General features: G+C 67.2%; 13 protein-coding genes. 8 read left to right on the top strand and 5 right to left on the bottom strand.

Features of this window, described 5'->3' with window-relative positions:
* Window positions 1-9: 9 nt before the first annotated feature.
* Window positions 10-2,331 carry a DUF1631 domain-containing protein gene (locus ACZK5G_RS03655; protein ID WP_049422876.1) on the bottom strand — a complete coding sequence of 774 codons (2,322 nt, stop codon included), beginning with the start codon at window positions 2,329-2,331 and terminating at the stop codon, window positions 10-12.
* A 331-nt stretch (window positions 2,332-2,662) separates the two neighbouring features.
* Between ACZK5G_RS03655 and ACZK5G_RS03650 the strand changes: the two genes are divergently transcribed.
* The 4 genes from ACZK5G_RS03650 to ACZK5G_RS03635 are packed head-to-tail and all read left to right on the top strand — an operon-like array spanning window position 2,663 to window position 5,532.
* Window positions 2,663-3,244: a nitroreductase family protein gene (locus tag ACZK5G_RS03650; protein WP_049399990.1), complete on the top strand. Its 582-nt coding sequence runs from the start codon at window positions 2,663-2,665 to the stop codon at window positions 3,242-3,244.
* Window positions 3,241-4,191 carry a 5'-3' exonuclease gene (locus ACZK5G_RS03645; protein ID WP_478465378.1) on the top strand — a complete coding sequence of 317 codons (951 nt, stop codon included), beginning with the start codon at window positions 3,241-3,243 and terminating at the stop codon, window positions 4,189-4,191. Before ACZK5G_RS03650 ends, ACZK5G_RS03645 begins: the two co-directional genes overlap by 4 nt.
* A complete protein-coding gene (locus ACZK5G_RS03640; RefSeq protein WP_075675308.1) occupies window positions 4,188-4,742 on the top strand; it encodes an NUDIX hydrolase in 555 nt (184 codons plus the stop codon). Before ACZK5G_RS03645 ends, ACZK5G_RS03640 begins: the two co-directional genes overlap by 4 nt.
* Complete coding sequence (locus ACZK5G_RS03635; protein WP_478465376.1) at window positions 4,735-5,532, top strand: N-formylglutamate amidohydrolase; 798 nt, start codon at window positions 4,735-4,737, stop codon at window positions 5,530-5,532. The genes ACZK5G_RS03640 and ACZK5G_RS03635 overlap by 8 nt, the downstream gene beginning before the upstream one ends.
* Before the next feature lie 71 nt (window positions 5,533-5,603).
* On the opposite strand, the gene ACZK5G_RS03630 is transcribed toward ACZK5G_RS03635, so the two are convergent.
* Together ACZK5G_RS03630 and ACZK5G_RS03625 are read right to left on the bottom strand one after the other, a co-directional pair.
* Complete coding sequence (locus tag ACZK5G_RS03630) at window positions 5,604-6,275, bottom strand: DUF7716 domain-containing protein (RefSeq protein ID WP_478465374.1); 672 nt, start codon at window positions 6,273-6,275, stop codon at window positions 5,604-5,606.
* Window positions 6,272-7,684: an MFS transporter gene (locus ACZK5G_RS03625; protein ID WP_478465372.1), complete on the bottom strand. Its 1,413-nt coding sequence runs from the start codon at window positions 7,682-7,684 to the stop codon at window positions 6,272-6,274. Before ACZK5G_RS03625 ends, ACZK5G_RS03630 begins: the two co-directional genes overlap by 4 nt.
* Before the next feature lie 105 nt (window positions 7,685-7,789).
* Between ACZK5G_RS03625 and ACZK5G_RS03620 the strand changes: the two genes are divergently transcribed.
* Complete coding sequence (locus tag ACZK5G_RS03620; RefSeq protein ID WP_478466484.1) at window positions 7,790-8,674, top strand: LysR family transcriptional regulator; 885 nt, start codon at window positions 7,790-7,792, stop codon at window positions 8,672-8,674.
* Window positions 8,675-8,813: 139 nt separating this feature from the next.
* Here ACZK5G_RS03620 and pip read toward each other — a convergent pair whose 3' ends face one another.
* Window positions 8,814-9,755: a prolyl aminopeptidase gene (pip, locus tag ACZK5G_RS03615; protein ID WP_478465370.1), complete on the bottom strand. Its 942-nt coding sequence runs from the start codon at window positions 9,753-9,755 to the stop codon at window positions 8,814-8,816.
* Between the two features lie 48 nt (window positions 9,756-9,803).
* Window positions 9,804-10,661, bottom strand: a complete 858-nt coding sequence (gene prmC, locus ACZK5G_RS03610) for a peptide chain release factor N(5)-glutamine methyltransferase (RefSeq protein WP_478465369.1) — start codon at window positions 10,659-10,661, stop codon at window positions 9,804-9,806.
* 350 nt (window positions 10,662-11,011) lie between these two features.
* Between prmC and ahpC the strand changes: the two genes are divergently transcribed.
* From ahpC to ACZK5G_RS03595, 3 genes are all read left to right on the top strand, one after another.
* Window positions 11,012-11,575: an alkyl hydroperoxide reductase subunit C gene (gene ahpC, locus ACZK5G_RS03605; RefSeq protein WP_004144811.1), complete on the top strand. Its 564-nt coding sequence runs from the start codon at window positions 11,012-11,014 to the stop codon at window positions 11,573-11,575.
* 225 nt (window positions 11,576-11,800) lie between these two features.
* A complete protein-coding gene (gene ahpF / locus ACZK5G_RS03600; RefSeq protein WP_478465367.1) occupies window positions 11,801-13,393 on the top strand; it encodes an alkyl hydroperoxide reductase subunit F in 1,593 nt (530 codons plus the stop codon).
* Between the two features lie 85 nt (window positions 13,394-13,478).
* Window positions 13,479-14,441 carry a LysR substrate-binding domain-containing protein gene (locus tag ACZK5G_RS03595; RefSeq protein ID WP_032129919.1) on the top strand — a complete coding sequence of 321 codons (963 nt, stop codon included), beginning with the start codon at window positions 13,479-13,481 and terminating at the stop codon, window positions 14,439-14,441.
* Window positions 14,442-14,505: the final 64 nt, after the last annotated feature.

Genomic DNA, 14,505 nt, shown 5'->3' with positions numbered 1-14,505 from the left:
GGCCACGGCTCAGTGCAGTGTTGCGCTGCCCGGGTCCAGCCGATCGATCACACCCTGCATCGCGCTGTCGAAGGCGCCATCGTCGACGTGGGCGCGCAGGCGGCCCAGCCGCACCATCACCGCCAGTTCTTCCGGCGAGGCCACGCAGAAGCGCACGCCGCGGCGGTTGACGAACAGCAGGCGCGAGGAAATCGGGCTGACCCAGGACAGCTTGCCGGCCTGCACCTTGCCGTCCTTGTCGACGAAGTCCAGCCAGTTGCCGATTTCCATGCGTCGGAAGCGGTCGGCGTCGGCGTTGTCGAAATCGTCGGCGTCGATCTGCCCGCCGAGCTCCACCGCTGGCGACTCAGCCACCGGCGGCGCCGGCAAGGCAACCTGCGGCAGCTCCGGCAGCGCGCGCTGCAGTTCCGGTCGCGATTCCGCAATGCCCTGCAGGGTGTCGTGCAGGGCGTCGATGGCACCGGTGGCGGCATCGCCGTGCACGCCGACACTGGCAAATACCTTGGCCAGCACCGGCTGCCAGGCCTGCAGCCACGGCTTGCCGACGATCTGGCGGCGGGCCTCGGCCACTTCCTCCAGCAGGCCGTCAGCCAGGCTCAGTGCCTCGGCCACCGACGCGCCCTCCTCGCCCTCGCGCAGCAGCGCCAGGGTCAGGTGGTGCTGCCATGGCTGGCGCAGGAACTCAGCGATGGCCGGCGGCAGGGTGGCATCGCCGATGCGGCGATCCAGTTCGGCACCCGCCCGGCTGCGGGCCATTTCCAGCTTCTCCTGGCCGCGCTGCGTTTCGGCGGCGCGGCGCTCGGCGATTTCCACGCGGCGGCGGTGCTGCACGAGGAACTCGCGGAATTCTTCTTCCAGGGTCAGGAAGATCGCCAGGTTCTCGTTGAACTCAGCCACCAGGCGCTCGATGATTTCCTCGACCTTGGCCATCAGCATGCGCTCGGCCTGGCTTTCGCCGGTATTGCCCTCGCAGGCTTCGGCCAGCGAGTTGAGCAGCTTGCGGGCCGGGTGGGTCTTCTGCACGAACATGCGGCGGTCGAGCATCGCCACCTTGACGAAGGGCACCACCAGGCGGCCGATCAGCTCGCGCGAGCGGCCCTCCAGTTCGCGTTCGTCCAGCATCACGTCGAACAGCATGCCGACCAGATCGATCGCATCTTCGTCCTGCGGGTCCAGCCGGGTCTGGCCAGGATCGACGCCGAGACGGGTGGCGCTGGACAGCACTTCACTCTTCAGCCGCTGCGCCAGTGATTCGCCGTCCTCGCCGATGGCCGCACGCAGGGTGGCGCTGGGCGTGGCCTGCAGCAGCGACAGCACCGACATCATCTCGCGCTGGCTCAACGGGCGGTGCTGACCAACCGCGACCTGCGCGGCCGAGGTGGCGTCCTCGCGGACATGACGGGTCTGCTGCAGCAGCTCATGCAGGGCCTCCAGCAGCATTCCCTGCTGGCCGGCATACGCCTCGCCGTTGCCGGCATCCTCGCTCCCGAGGTGCTGCTGCATGTGGCCACGGCGCTCGGACCAGCGCGCAGCGAAGCGCTGTGCCCAGGCCGGCGCGGCCTGTTCATCATCGCTGAATTCGGATTCGAAGCCCGCCGCGTGGCGCGGCTCGACCAGATCGTCCGACCCGGGCGCCATGCGCGGGTCGGGCGCGGCCGACAATGGACGCCGCGGCGCCCCCATCTGCGACATCACGCCAGCGGCGGCCAGCTGCTCGTCCAGCTTCTCGTAGATGCGGCCCACCGGCGCGCGCAGGTCGCGCTCGCACAGCTTGATCAGCACCAGGTGCACTTCCGGCGCCAGTTCGCAGCCGGCAAAGGCCTCATGGATGGCCACGCCCAGATGTTCGGGGCTGACCGGGTTGTGATCGGCATCCAGCTCGGCGCCGCCGATCAGGCGGCCGAGGCGGCGGTCCAGCCGCGCCAGCACCGGCTTGAAGTCACGCAGCAGCACGGTGGCGAAATTGCGCACCGCCAGCCGCGATTCCAGTACATGTTCAGCCAGCAGGCTCAGGCCATCCTCGGCCGGCCCGGACAGGGTGGCTTCGGCCGACAACGGCTCGCCACTGGCCAGTGCATCCCAGGCCCGCTGCAGGTGGCCGGCGAAGGCGGCGGCGATGTCCTCACGGCGACGGCGCAGCTCGCGCATCGCATCCAGGAACAGCAGCTGCGACGAGCCAGCATTGCCGGCGCGGTCGAACAGTGCATCGTCGAAACGCGCCAGTGCGGCCCCGAAGGCCTGGCACAGCGCCGGCAGGACCATGTCCCGGGCACGCTGAAGCTGGACCGGGTCACGGCCCGGCGATCCCATCGGTGTGGGCGCGCTCATCATTCGGGAAGGCTCCCCACCTTCTCTGGTACGACAGACAGCATGGACATCGCGACGGCCGGCACACCCCATGTACCGGTACGTCGATGGTAGGCCGGCCAGCCCGTCACGGACAGTGAAACAGTCCTCACTTCAAACCTCATGACCGGCGGCCCGGCAAGATAGATATCGTAAGCCGTGCGAGGCCCACGAGGCGAGAGGAAGCGGTCGTCCCTTTCCCGCCAGTGGCATGATGTTCATCACAGTTTGATATTCAGGGGCGGGACGCGACACAGACGGCGTCATTGACCACCCCGACTATAATCAAACACCCGTGATGACCGGTTCAGACTCCATGCCCGACCCCGCTGCCCTGCTTGCCCTGGATGCCCGCCGCTCGGTGCCCTCGCGGCAACTGGGCGAGCCCGGACCGGATCCGGCCACCCTGCAGCGCATGCTGGCCTCGGCCGTGCGCGTGCCCGACCACGGCAAGCGCGTACCGTTCCGCTTCCTGAAGATTGCCGGCGATGCACGTCACACTCTGGGCGACTTCCTGGCCGAGCGCAGCCGCCAGCGCGACCCGCATGCCGGCGAGGCGGTATTCGAGAAGGACCGCCAGCGTTTCAGCCATGCGCCGCTGGTGATCGTGGTGGTGGCCAGCCCGCGGCCGGACCCGAAGGTGCCCGAGCAGGAACAGCTGATGACCGCCGGCTGCGTCTGCTTCGCCCTGCTGCAGGCCGCGCAGGCGCTGGGCTTCGGCGCGCAGTGGCTGACCGCCTGGATGGCCTTCGATCCGGCGGTACAGGCCCACCTGGGCCTGGTCGAAGGCGAACGCATCGCCGGCTTCATCCACATCGGTACACCCAAGGCCGATGTACCTGAGCGCGAGCGCCCCGATCCGGCGGCCCTGCTGCGCGACTGGACGCCACCGGCATGAGCCTGCCGGCACCACCGCCATCGCTGTATCTGGTCGACGCCAGCATCTACGTGTTCCGCGCCTGGCACTCGCTGCCGGACCAGTTCCAGGACGCGCAGGGCTGGCCGACCAACGCCGTGCACGGCTTCGCCCGCTTCCTGCTCGATCTGCTCGAACGCGAGCGCCCGCGGCACATCGCCATCGCCTTCGACGAAGCACTCGACAGCGGCTTCCGCCACCGGCTGTATCCGGCCTACAAGGCCAATCGGGACCCGGCGCCGGAAGCGCTCAAGCGTCAGTTCGTACACTGCAAGGCGCTGTGCGCGGCGTTGGGCCTTGCGGTGCTTGCCCACCACGAATACGAAGCCGATGACCTGATCGGCAGCGCCCTGCACGTGCACCGTGGCAGCCACCGCGGGGTGATCATCTCCGCCGACAAGGACCTGTCGCAGCTGCTGCTGGATCACGACGAGCAGTGGGACTACGCACGCAACCAGCGTTGGGACGTAGCCGGAGTGAAGGCGCGGCACGGCGTGCACGCGCACCAGATCGCCGATTACCTGGCACTGTGCGGCGATGCGGTGGACAACATTCCCGGTGTCAGTGGTGTCGGCAGCAAGTCCGCCGCCGTGCTGCTGGCCCACTTCGGCAGCATGGATGCGCTGTACGAACGCCTGGACGAAGTGCCGTTCCTGCGCCTGCGCGGCGCGGCACAGATGGCGGTGCGCCTGCGCGAGCAGCGCGAGCACGCCCAGCTCTGGCGCCAGCTGACCACCATCGCGCTGGACGCGCCGCTGGACGGCAGCCAGCCCGGGCTGCTGCGCCAGGCAGCCGATCCGGAGCTGCTTGGTGGCCTGTGCCAGACCCTGCGCTTCGGCCCGATGACCCGCCGCCGGCTGTTCGATGCCGCCGGCGTGGCCGACCCCGTTCCCACTCCATCCTTTTCCAATTCCAGCGAGCCCGCATGAGCCAGCGCAACACCGAAGCCCCGCGCGTCGTCTATGAAGGCAAGTACCAGCGCATGCTGGTGCGCGGCACCTGGGAATACAGCGAACGCACCCACGCCGGTGGCCTGGCGGCGATCATCATCGCCGTCACCCCGGAGGACAAGGTGCTGTTCGTCGAGCAGTTCCGCGTGCCGCTGCAGGCACCCACCATCGAGATGCCGGCCGGCCTGGTCGGCGACATCGATGCCGGCGAGTCGATCGAAGTCTCGGCCGTGCGCGAACTGGAAGAAGAAACCGGCTGGACCGCCGATCACGCCGAAGTGCTGATGATCGGCCCGACGTCGTCCGGTGCCAGCAGCGAGAAGATCGCCTTCGTACGCGCCACCGGCCTGCGCCGGATCGGCGAAGGTGGCGGCGATGACAGCGAAGACATCACCGTGCACGAGATTCCGCGCGCGCAGGCGGCAGCGTGGCTGGTGCAGAAGATGGGCGAAGGCTACGAGCTGGATGCCAAGCTGTGGGCCGGCCTGTGGATGATCGAGCACCACCTGGACGGGCGCCCGCGTGGCTGACGCCGACCTGCATGCGCTGCCGGCGCTGCTCGGCGCCGACGACCCGGCAATCTACGCGATTCACCGGCCGCAGGGCGCTTCGCCGTATCTGCTGCTGGCCGACCATGCCGGCCAACAGGTGCCGGGTGCCCTCGCCGGCCTGGGCTTGCCACAGGCCGAACTGGATCGCCACATCGGCTGGGACATCGGCATTGCCGGCACCACCCGCGCGCTGGCCGAACGGCTGGATGCCTGGGCGATCGAACAGACCTATTCGCGGCTGCTGATCGACTGCAACCGCCCACTGGCCTCGCCGACGCTGATTCCGGAAGTAAGCGACCACACCGTGGTCCCGGGCAATGCCGGGCTGTCGGCGGCGCAGCGGCAACAGCGCATTGATGCGATCCACGCGCCGTACCACGCACGCATCGACGCCGAACTGGACGCACGCCGCGATGCGGGTCGCCCCACCCTGCTGGTGATGATGCACAGCTTCACGCCAGCGATGAACGGCATGCAGCGGCCGTGGCATGCCGGCGTGCTGTACCACCAGGACACGCGCTTTGCGCATGCACTGCTGCAGGCACTGCGCGACGAAGGCGACCTGGTGGTGGGTGACAACGAACCCTATTCGGTCAGCAGCACCAGCGACTACGCGGTGCCGGTGCATGGCGAAGGCCGCGGGCTGGTGCACGTGGAACTGGAGATCCGCCAGGACCTGATCGCCGATGCCGCCGGGCAGCAGGCATGGGCGGAGCGGCTGGCGCGGATCTTCAGCGCGCTGCAACCGCAGTTGCTGGCCCTGGCATGATCCCATCCACGCATGGCGTGGATCTACTCGCGATACCCCAGTAGATCCACGCCATGCGTGGATGGTGTTGTTCAATGCAATACGGGCGCGTCCATCCACGGGAACGGCTTGAAGCCGTACACCTGTACGGTCGCGCCGATGGCTTCGAATTCATCCTTGATGGCCTGCGCGCGGTTGCGATCCAGGGCTTGCCCCAGCAGCAGGGGCAACGCACGGCAGCGTGCCAGCGCTTCACCCACCGGCACCTCGTGCTGGTGCGCCACGGCCTGCGCCGTGGCCTTCAGCTGTTCATCCCCGCACGCCAGCAACCACAGGTCGAACGACGTAAAGATGTCCGCCCCAACACCGGCATAGCGCGCGGCCAGTCGGTCAGCCTCCGTAGCTTCCCCCAGCGCTTCGTCGACACCTTCTACTTCCAGGAACGCGTCGTGCTCGCAGTAGTGCTCCAGAGCCTTTGCGTACTCCTCCACAGTGGATAGCGGACGCTGGCGCTTCTGTACAAAAAGCACACCCGCAAAGTTGCCAGGTTCGAGATACTCGCGCAGCCCAAGCGCGCGCGCCTCGGCCGGCACCTCGTCGTCGTCATCAAAGGCGGCTTCCTCATCGGGCGGCAACCAGAAGCGCGCCTGCATCGGCTCGCCGTCGGTGGCGTACACCCAGCCGAAGGACAGGGATACGTCGTAGTCATCATTGCAGGCAGCGAACGCGTGCAGGGTCTGTTGCAGGTCGAGCAGTTCGATCATGCGTTGTTGGCCTGTCCATCAAGGGAACTGCAGTCTACCGGTGCCGGGCGCAGGCCCAGCGCGATGACCACGCCGAACAGGGCGAACAGCGCGGCGCCGTACTCGGAACGGACCAGCCCGGCCAGCGCACTGGGCGAGCCTGCAACGCCGGCGCCGGCATTGGCCACCATCACCAGCACTGCAAGCCCCAGGGCACCGCCGATCTGCTGCGCGGTTGCCGCCATGCCAGATGCGACACCCTGCTGTGCAGCCGGCACGCCCTGCCCGGCCACGATCCACATCGAGGTCCAGGTCATGCCCTGACCGATGCTCAGCACAACGACGCCCGGCAACAGCGGCCAGAAGTTCCAGGCGTACGGCAGGGTTGCCGCCACCCAGGCGATGCCGATGGCACCGGCCAGCTGGCCGAGCACCAGCACCTTGCGTGCGCTCCAGCGCTTCAGCGCCCACTCGGCCAGCTGGATGCCCACGGTGCATACCGCGGTGGCCGGCAGGAACGCCAGGCCGGCCTGCAGCGGACTCCAGCCGTAGCCGTCCTGGAAATACAGCGCCATGAAGTAGTACTGCACGCCATAGCTGCTCATGAAGGCGAAGGTGAGGCCGAGCGCGGCACGCAGGCCGGGCAGGCGCAACAGCGAAAACTGCATCAGCGGGTCACGGCTGCGCTTTTCGATCTGTACGAACACCGTCAACAATACGGCTGAAAGCAGCAGGCAGATGAGCGTAGCCGGCGCCGTCCAGCCCCACTCCGGCCCTTGCACCAGGGTGGTGACCAGCAGGCTGCCGCCGGCGGTGACGGTGAGGCAACCGGCCAGATCGAAGGAACGGCCCTGCACGCGTGGACCATCGGCCGGCAGCCATGTACCGGCCGCGACCGCGCACGCCGTGGCCAGCGGCACGATCACCGCCAGCACCGCCGGCCAGCCGAACGCCTGGGTCAGCACGCCACCGAGCAGCGTGCCCAGCGCCAGGCCGACCGCGCTGGCCATGCTCCAGATCGCCAGCGCACGATTGCGTATCGGGCCTTCGGCGTACAGCGTGTTGATCAGCGCCAGCGTGGCCGGGAACAGCAGCGCCGCCCCGACGCCTTGTGCGGCGCGCGCGATGATCAACAGCGTGGCGTTCGGCGCCAGCGCACCGAGCAGCGAGGCCAGCGCGAACAGCAGCATGCCCAGCCGGTAGAAGCGGCGGCGGCCGATGAGGTCGGCGGCACGGCCACCCAGCAGCAGGCTGCCGCCGAAGGCCACGGTGTAGGCACTGACCACCCATTGCAGCTGCTGCGCGTTGATCTGCAGCGCGCGGCCCATGTCATGCAGGGCAACGAAGATGATGGTGGCATCCAGGGCGATGATCAGCTGGGCGGTGGCCAGCAGGGTCAGCGCCCAGCGCGGGTATTTGAGGGGAGGCATCGGCGGTCTGGCGCGGTGGGGGAGCGCAGTCTCATTGATGCAGCCCAATCAATAAACCCCTAAGCGACCATATCTGTCATGATTTTCAGCATGAATGCAGCCTCGATGGACCTCAATGCGGTGCGCATGCTGGTGCAGGTGGCCGAAGCCCGCAGCTTCACCGTGGCCGCCGGCCAGCTCGGCCTGAGCCAATCCGGCCTGTCGCGCGCGATCGGAAGGCTGGAAGCCACGCTGGGGGTGAAGCTGCTGCAGCGGAACACCCGCAACGTGGCGCTGACCCCGGATGGCCGCCAGTTCGTGGAACAGGTGGCACCACTGCTGACCGGCCTGGACGATGCCGAACGGCAACTGGCCGACCGCCCGTGCACGCCCTCGGGCACATTGAAGATCAGTGCGCCGTCGATGTTCGGGCGCAAGGTGCTGGTGCCGATGCTGGCGCCGTTGCTGCAACAGCATCCGCAGCTGCAGGTGGAAGCGGTGCTCAGCGACCGCCTGGTCGATCTGGTCGAGGAAGGCTTCGATGCCGCGCTGCGCACCGGCGTCATCGCCGACCAGCGCATCGTCGCGCGGCCATTGCGGCCGCTGCGCTGGGTGACGGTGGCCAGCCCCGCCTATCTGGCCCGCTGTGGCGCACCGGACGATGTGGCCGCGCTGCAGGACCATGCCTGCCTGGCGGTGCGCAACCTGCGCAGTGGCCGGCTGGTGGACTGGCAGTTCCTGCAGGACGGGCAACTGCGCGAGTTCACGCCGCCGACGCGGATGGTGTTCGACAGCGGCGATCCGCTGGTGGAAGCGGCCATCGCCGGTATCGGCATCGTGCAGGTGATGGATTTCGCCGTGGCCGATGCGTTGGCCGATGGCCGCCTGCAGCGCGTGCTGCAGCCGTTCGAAGGCCGCAGCCGCGAACTGTCATTGATCTACCCACCGTCGCGCCAGCATTCGCCGAAGTTGCAGGTACTGGCCGACGCGTTGCTGGCCGGGGAGTGGTAGCGCCGGCCGCTGGCCGGCGTCTCCAGCAATCCAACCGTCTCAGGTTTGCCGGCCAGCGGCCGGCACTACCCGGCTGCGGTAGATCCACGCCATGCGCGGATGAGGGCCGATAGCACCGGGCATGGCCCGGCGTTACCGATCAGGCGAAGCTATCGGTGGCGCGCACCAGCGCGTCCACGTTTTCGGCTTCGAACGCCGAGTGGCCCGAAGCCGGCGTAATTTCCAGCTTGGCCTTCGGCCACACCCTGGTCAGGTCCCAGGCGTTGGCCAGCGGGCAGACCACGTCATAGCGGCCGTGCACGATCACGCCGGGAATGTCAGCGATGCGGTGCGCGTCGCGCAGCAGCTGGTCTTCCACCTCGAAGAAGCCGCCGTTGACGAAGTAATGGTTCTCGATGCGGGCAAAGGCCAGCGCGAAGTGCGGGTCTTCGTGGCTGTTGATGAAGTCGTCGTCGACGTGCAGGAAGCTGGTCGCGCCTTCCCACACCGCCCAGGCTTTGGCCGCTTCCAGGCGGGTGGTTTCGTCTTCGCTGGTCAGGCGGCGGTGGAAGGCCGAGATCAGGTCATGACGCTCCACCGACGGAATCGGCTTGAGGTAGTGCTCCCACGCATCCGGGAACAAGCGGTTGGCGCCTTCCTGGTAGAACCATTCCAGCTCCCAGCGACGCAGCATGAAGATGCCGCGCAGGACCAGTTCGGTCACGCGCTGCGGGTGGGTTTCGGCATAGGCCAGCGCCAGGGTCGAACCCCAGCTTCCGCCGAACACCTGCCAGCGATCAACCTTGAGGTGCTCGCGCAGCTTCTCGATATCGGCGACGAGGTCCCAGGTGGTGTTGTCCACCAGGTCCGCGTGCGGGGTGGAACGGCCGGCACCGCGCTGGTCGAACAGGATGATGCGGTACTTGGACGGGTCGTGGAACTGGCGCATCTTGTCGCTGCAGCCGCCGCCCGGGCCACCGTGCAGCATCACCACCGGCTTGCCGTCCGGGTTGCCGCACTGTTCGAAGTACAGCGTGTGGCGGTCGTCGACCTTCAGGGTGCCAACGTCGTAGGGGGTGATGGCGGGGTACAGCGTACGCATGCTTGCAGCTCCAGGGTGATGCCCTGCCGGGGCAGGAGAACCTCCATTCTAGGCCGGACGCCGGCCCAGGGTGATGCGGTCGCGCTGCTCCAGATCCTGTACGGTCTGCACCTCCGTAAAACCCGCCGCGTCGAACAGCGCGCGGATCGCCGCGCCCTGGTCCCAACCGTGCTCGATCAGCAGCCAACCGCCGGGCAGCAGGTGGGCCTGGCCACCGTCTACGATGCGACGGATGTCATCCAGGCCATCCACGCCGGAGGCCAGCGCGGTGGCCGGTTCAAAACGCAGGTCGCCCTGCTCCAGATGCGGGTCGTCGCTGGCGATATAGGGCGGGTTGCTGGCGATCAGGTCGAAGCGCAGGCCTTGCAGCGGCGCATACCAGTCGTGCCCGCCCTCGGCGAAGCGGACGTTGTGCAGTTCATGGCGAGCAGCATTGCGCGCGGCCACGGCCAGCGCGCCCGGGCTGGCATCGGTAGCCAGCACCTGCGCTTGGGGCCGTTCGCTGGCCAGTGCAAGTGCAATCGCACCGCTGCCGGTGCCCAGGTCAGCCAGCTGCAGCGCCTGGTCCTGCGGCAGGCGCCCCAGCGCCAGCTCGACCAGCAGTTCGGTTTCCGGGCGCGGGATCAGCGTGGTTGGATCGACTTCCAGGTCCAGCGTCCAGAAACCGCGGCGGCCGGTCAGGTAGGCCACCGGCTCGCCGGCCACGCGGCGGGCCAGCAACGCTTCGAAGGTGGCCTGGTCGGCGGCGGCCAGCGGATCGGTGGCATGTGCGAACAGCCAGCTTCGCGGGCGGTCCAGCACATGCAGCAGCAGCAGTTCGGCCTCGTGGCGGGCCTCGACGCCGCCGAGGCGGGTACTGGCCTCGGCCACGACCTGGCGCAGGGAAGGTTCGGGTTGGAAAGGCATTCCGTAATTGTAGAGCCGAGCCCATGCTCGGCTGCTTCTGGCGCAGTCGAGCTACACATCCACAGGTCCGCAGTCGAGCATGACTCGACTCTACAAAAGGCTGCAATCCGTTCAGGTTCTGCCCGAGCGGATAAGGAGGGACTATTGGCCCTATTCAGCCGTTCCGGAAGATTTTCCTTGTCACACAGGCAGTTGCAGGATGAAAGCGTCCGGGTTCAGTACCTGCTCAGTACATTTTGATAGACTGCATCTATCAAATAGATGCAATCAATGGATTGTTCTTATCGATAGCGAGTCGGTACTCTAGGTCCTGTCGATTCACCCACTCCCCTTCACCCAGAGGAAAAACGATGTCCCTGATCAACACCCAGATCCAGCCGTTCGAAGCCAATGCTTACCTGAATGGCGAGTTCATCAAGGTTTCCGACAGCACCCTGAAGGGCCAGTGGTCGGTCCTGATCTTCATGCCGGCCGCCTTCACCTTCAACTGCCCGACCGAGATCGAAGACGCCGCTGACCATTACGCCGAGTTCAAGAAGGCCGGCGCCGAGGTCTACATCGTCACCACCGACACCCACTTCTCGCACAAGGTGTGGCACGAAACCTCGCCGGCCGTCGGCAAGGCCCAGTTCCCGCTGGTCGGCGACCCGACCCACCAGCTGACCAACGCCTTCGGCGTGCACATTCCGGAAGAAGGCCTGGCCCTGCGCGGCACCTTCATCATCAACCCGGAAGGCGTGATCAAGACCCTGGAGATCCACTCCAACGAGATCGCCCGTGACGTCTCCGAGACCCTGCGCAAGCTGAAGGCTGCCCAGTTCACCGCCGCCAACCCGAACCAGGTCTGCCCGGCCAAGTGGAAGGAAGGCGAGAAGACCCTGACCCCGTCGCTGGACCTGGTCGGCAAGATCTAAAGCGGTACCGGCCTGCCGTGGCCCCACGCCACGGCGCGCCTTTCATCCCCGTGCCGGTCCCCCCGCCGGCGTGGGGGTGAACCCAAGACAGCCAACGCTCGCCCGCCTTGGCCAGCCAGCCCCTTCCACGGTCGCTGTCTTGGGTTCACCCCTACCCCCTGCTGGTCCGCTACCTTCTACAGCGGTGCCACGCCCCCTGTTTGCCTGAAGCCAGGAGATGACCCGATGTTGGACGCCAACCTGCAGTCGCAGCTGAAGACCTATCTGGAGCGCGTGACCCGCCCGATCCAGATCACCGCGCACGCCGACGACGGCGCCAAGTCGCAGGAAATGCTGGAACTGCTGCAGACCCTGGACAGCCTGTCGGACAAGATCTCGCTGCAGGTGCTGCGCGATGGCCAGGGCCGCGTGCCGTCCTTCGACCTGGGCACCCCGGGCCAGGATATCCACCTGACCTTCGCCGGCCTGCCGATGGGCCACGAGTTCACCTCGCTGGTGCTGGCTCTGCTGCAGGTCGGCGGCCACCCGTCCAAGGCCACCGCCGAGCTGATCGAGCAGGTGCAGAACCTGGAAGGTGAATACAGGTTCGAAACCTACTTCTCGCTGTCCTGCCAGAACTGCCCGGACGTGGTGCAGGCGCTGAACCTGGCCGCGGTACTCAACCCGCGCATCCAGCACGTGGCCATCGACGGTGCCCTGTTCCAGGACGAAGTCGAGAAGCGCGAGATCATGTCGGTGCCGACCGTGTACCTCAACGGTGAAGTCTTCGACCAGGGTCGCATGACCCTCGAGCAGATCGTCGCCAAGCTGGATACCAACGCCAGCAAGCGCGATGCCGAGAAGATCGCCGCCAAGGATGCCTTCGACGTGCTGGTGGTGGGCGGTGGCCCGGCCGGCGCGGCAGCAGCGATCTATGCTGCACGCAAGGGCATCCGCACCGGCATCGCCGCCGAACGTTTCGGTGGCCAGGTGCTGGACACCATGGCGATCGAGAACTTCATCTCGGTGAAGGAGACCGAGGGCCCGAAGCTGGCCACGGCGCTGGAACAGCACGTGCGCGAGTACGAGGTGGACATCATGAACCTGCAGCGCGCCAGTGCGCTGGTGCCGGCCGGTGAAGACGGCCTGGTGCAGGTGCAGCTGGAGAACGGCGCGGTGCTGAAGTCGCGCTCGGTGATCCTGTCCACCGGCGCGCGCTGGCGGCAGATGAACGTGCCGGGCGAAGACCAGTACCGCAACAAGGGCGTGGCCTACTGCCCGCATTGCGATGGTCCGCTGTTCAAGGGCAAGCGCGTGGCGGTGATCGGCGGCGGCAACTCCGGCGTGGAAGCGGCCATCGACCTGGCCGGCATCGTGTCGCATGTAACCCTGCTGGAGTTCGATTCCAGCCTGCGCGCCGATGAAGTGCTGCAGAAGAAGCTGCGCAGCCTGGGCAACGTCACCGTGCTGACCAGCGCGCAGACCACCGAAGTGCTGGGCGACGGCAGCCGCGTCACCGGCCTGGTCTACAAGGACCGCGTCGGCGGCGATGCCCACCGCGTCGAGCTGGAAGGCATCTTCGTGCAGATCGGCCTGCTGCCCAACACCGAGTGGCTGAAGGACACCGTGGCGCTGTCGCCGCGTGGCGAGGTCGTCATCGATGACCGCGGCCAGACCAACCTGCCGGGCGTGTTCGCTGCTGGCGATTGCACGACGGTACCCTACAAGCAGATCATCATTGCCATGGGCGCCGGTTCGACCGCCGCACTGAGCGCGTTCGACCACCTGATCCGCTCGTCGGTGAGCAGCAGCAGTGGTGCCGTTGCTGAAGCTGCCTGATCCACCGTTCCCAGATCACCGGGAACATTGTCTGCCTGTCGGGTAACCATGCCGTCAGCCGGTCCGTTACCCCTGGGGTGTAAGGATGAACCTACGTGATCTGAAGTACCTGGTAGCCCTGGCCGACCACAAGCATTTCGGCCGGGCTGCCGCCTCCTGCTTCGTCAGCCAGCCGACGCTGTCCACGCAGATCCGCAAGCTGGAAGAAGAGCTGGGCCTGCCGCTGGTGGAACGTGCACCGCGCAAGGTGATGCTGACCCCGGCCGGCCAGGAAGCAGCAGCACGGGCACGGGTGATCGTGTCCGAAGTGGAACAGCTGAAGGAAGCGGCACGTCGCAGCCGCGATCCGGAAGCCGGTACGGTGCGCCTGGGGATCTTCCCGACCCTGGGCCCGTACCTGCTGCCGCATGTGATTCCGCGCATCCGCGATCGCTTCCCGGAGCTGGAACTGCTGCTGGTCGAGGAAAAGAGCGATGTGCTGCTGGACCGCCTGCGCGAAGGCAAGCTCGACGCTGCACTGCTGGCCCTGCCGGTGATCGACGACCAGCTGCATGCCGAGTTTCTGTTCGAGGAACCCTTCCTGCTGGCCGTATCCGGGCGCCACCCGCTGGCCCGTCGCGAACACCTGGACGTGCAGGAGCTGGCCACGCAGAAGCTGCTGCTGCTGGAAGATGGCCATTGCCTGCGCGACCAGGCACTGGAAGTCTGCCGCCTTTTCGGCGCGAACGAGAAGTCCGAGTTCCGCGCCACCAGCCTGGAAACGCTGCGGCAGATGGTCGCCGCCGACGTCGGCATCACCCTGCTGCCGAGCCTGTCGGTGCAGCCGCCGGTGCCGCGCTCGAACAACATCCGCCTGCTCGACTTCACCGGCGAAGGACGCCCCAGCCGCCGCATCGCCATGATCTGGCGCCGCAGCTCGGCCATGAACGACTTCCTGATGGAGCTGGCCGATCAGTTCAAGCGCCTGCCGCAGGCGCTGTTCACCCTGGAAGCGGTCAACGCCGCCGGCGACACGACCGCCCTGCCCGGCCCCGCGCTGAACGGCTGAACCCCCGCAGCACCGGCCTGGAATCGGCAGGAGTCGATTCCAGTCGCATTTGTCCCCACAATAC

The organism is Stenotrophomonas sp. 62841_Sma, from assembly GCF_056482945.1.
Note: the sequence above shows the minus strand (reverse complement) of the source record. Positions and strands in the feature narration are given on the sequence as shown.

Coding starts and splice junctions, on each gene's coding strand:
- ACZK5G_RS03655 (WP_049422876.1), bottom strand. CDS start 2,331: ATGATGAGCGCGCCCACACCGATGGGATCGCCGGGCCGTGACCCGGTC.
- ACZK5G_RS03650 (WP_049399990.1), top strand. CDS start 2,663: ATGCCCGACCCCGCTGCCCTGCTTGCCCTGGATGCCCGCCGCTCGGTG.
- ACZK5G_RS03645 (WP_478465378.1), top strand. CDS start 3,241: ATGAGCCTGCCGGCACCACCGCCATCGCTGTATCTGGTCGACGCCAGC.
- ACZK5G_RS03640 (WP_075675308.1), top strand. CDS start 4,188: ATGAGCCAGCGCAACACCGAAGCCCCGCGCGTCGTCTATGAAGGCAAG.
- ACZK5G_RS03630 (WP_478465374.1), bottom strand. CDS start 6,275: ATGATCGAACTGCTCGACCTGCAACAGACCCTGCACGCGTTCGCTGCC.
- ACZK5G_RS03625 (WP_478465372.1), bottom strand. CDS start 7,684: ATGCCTCCCCTCAAATACCCGCGCTGGGCGCTGACCCTGCTGGCCACC.
- ACZK5G_RS03620 (WP_478466484.1), top strand. CDS start 7,790: ATGGACCTCAATGCGGTGCGCATGCTGGTGCAGGTGGCCGAAGCCCGC.
- pip (WP_478465370.1), bottom strand. CDS start 9,755: ATGCGTACGCTGTACCCCGCCATCACCCCCTACGACGTTGGCACCCTG.
- prmC (WP_478465369.1), bottom strand. CDS start 10,661: ATGCCTTTCCAACCCGAACCTTCCCTGCGCCAGGTCGTGGCCGAGGCC.
- ahpC (WP_004144811.1), top strand. CDS start 11,012: ATGTCCCTGATCAACACCCAGATCCAGCCGTTCGAAGCCAATGCTTAC.
- ahpF (WP_478465367.1), top strand. CDS start 11,801: ATGTTGGACGCCAACCTGCAGTCGCAGCTGAAGACCTATCTGGAGCGC.
- ACZK5G_RS03595 (WP_032129919.1), top strand. CDS start 13,479: ATGAACCTACGTGATCTGAAGTACCTGGTAGCCCTGGCCGACCACAAG.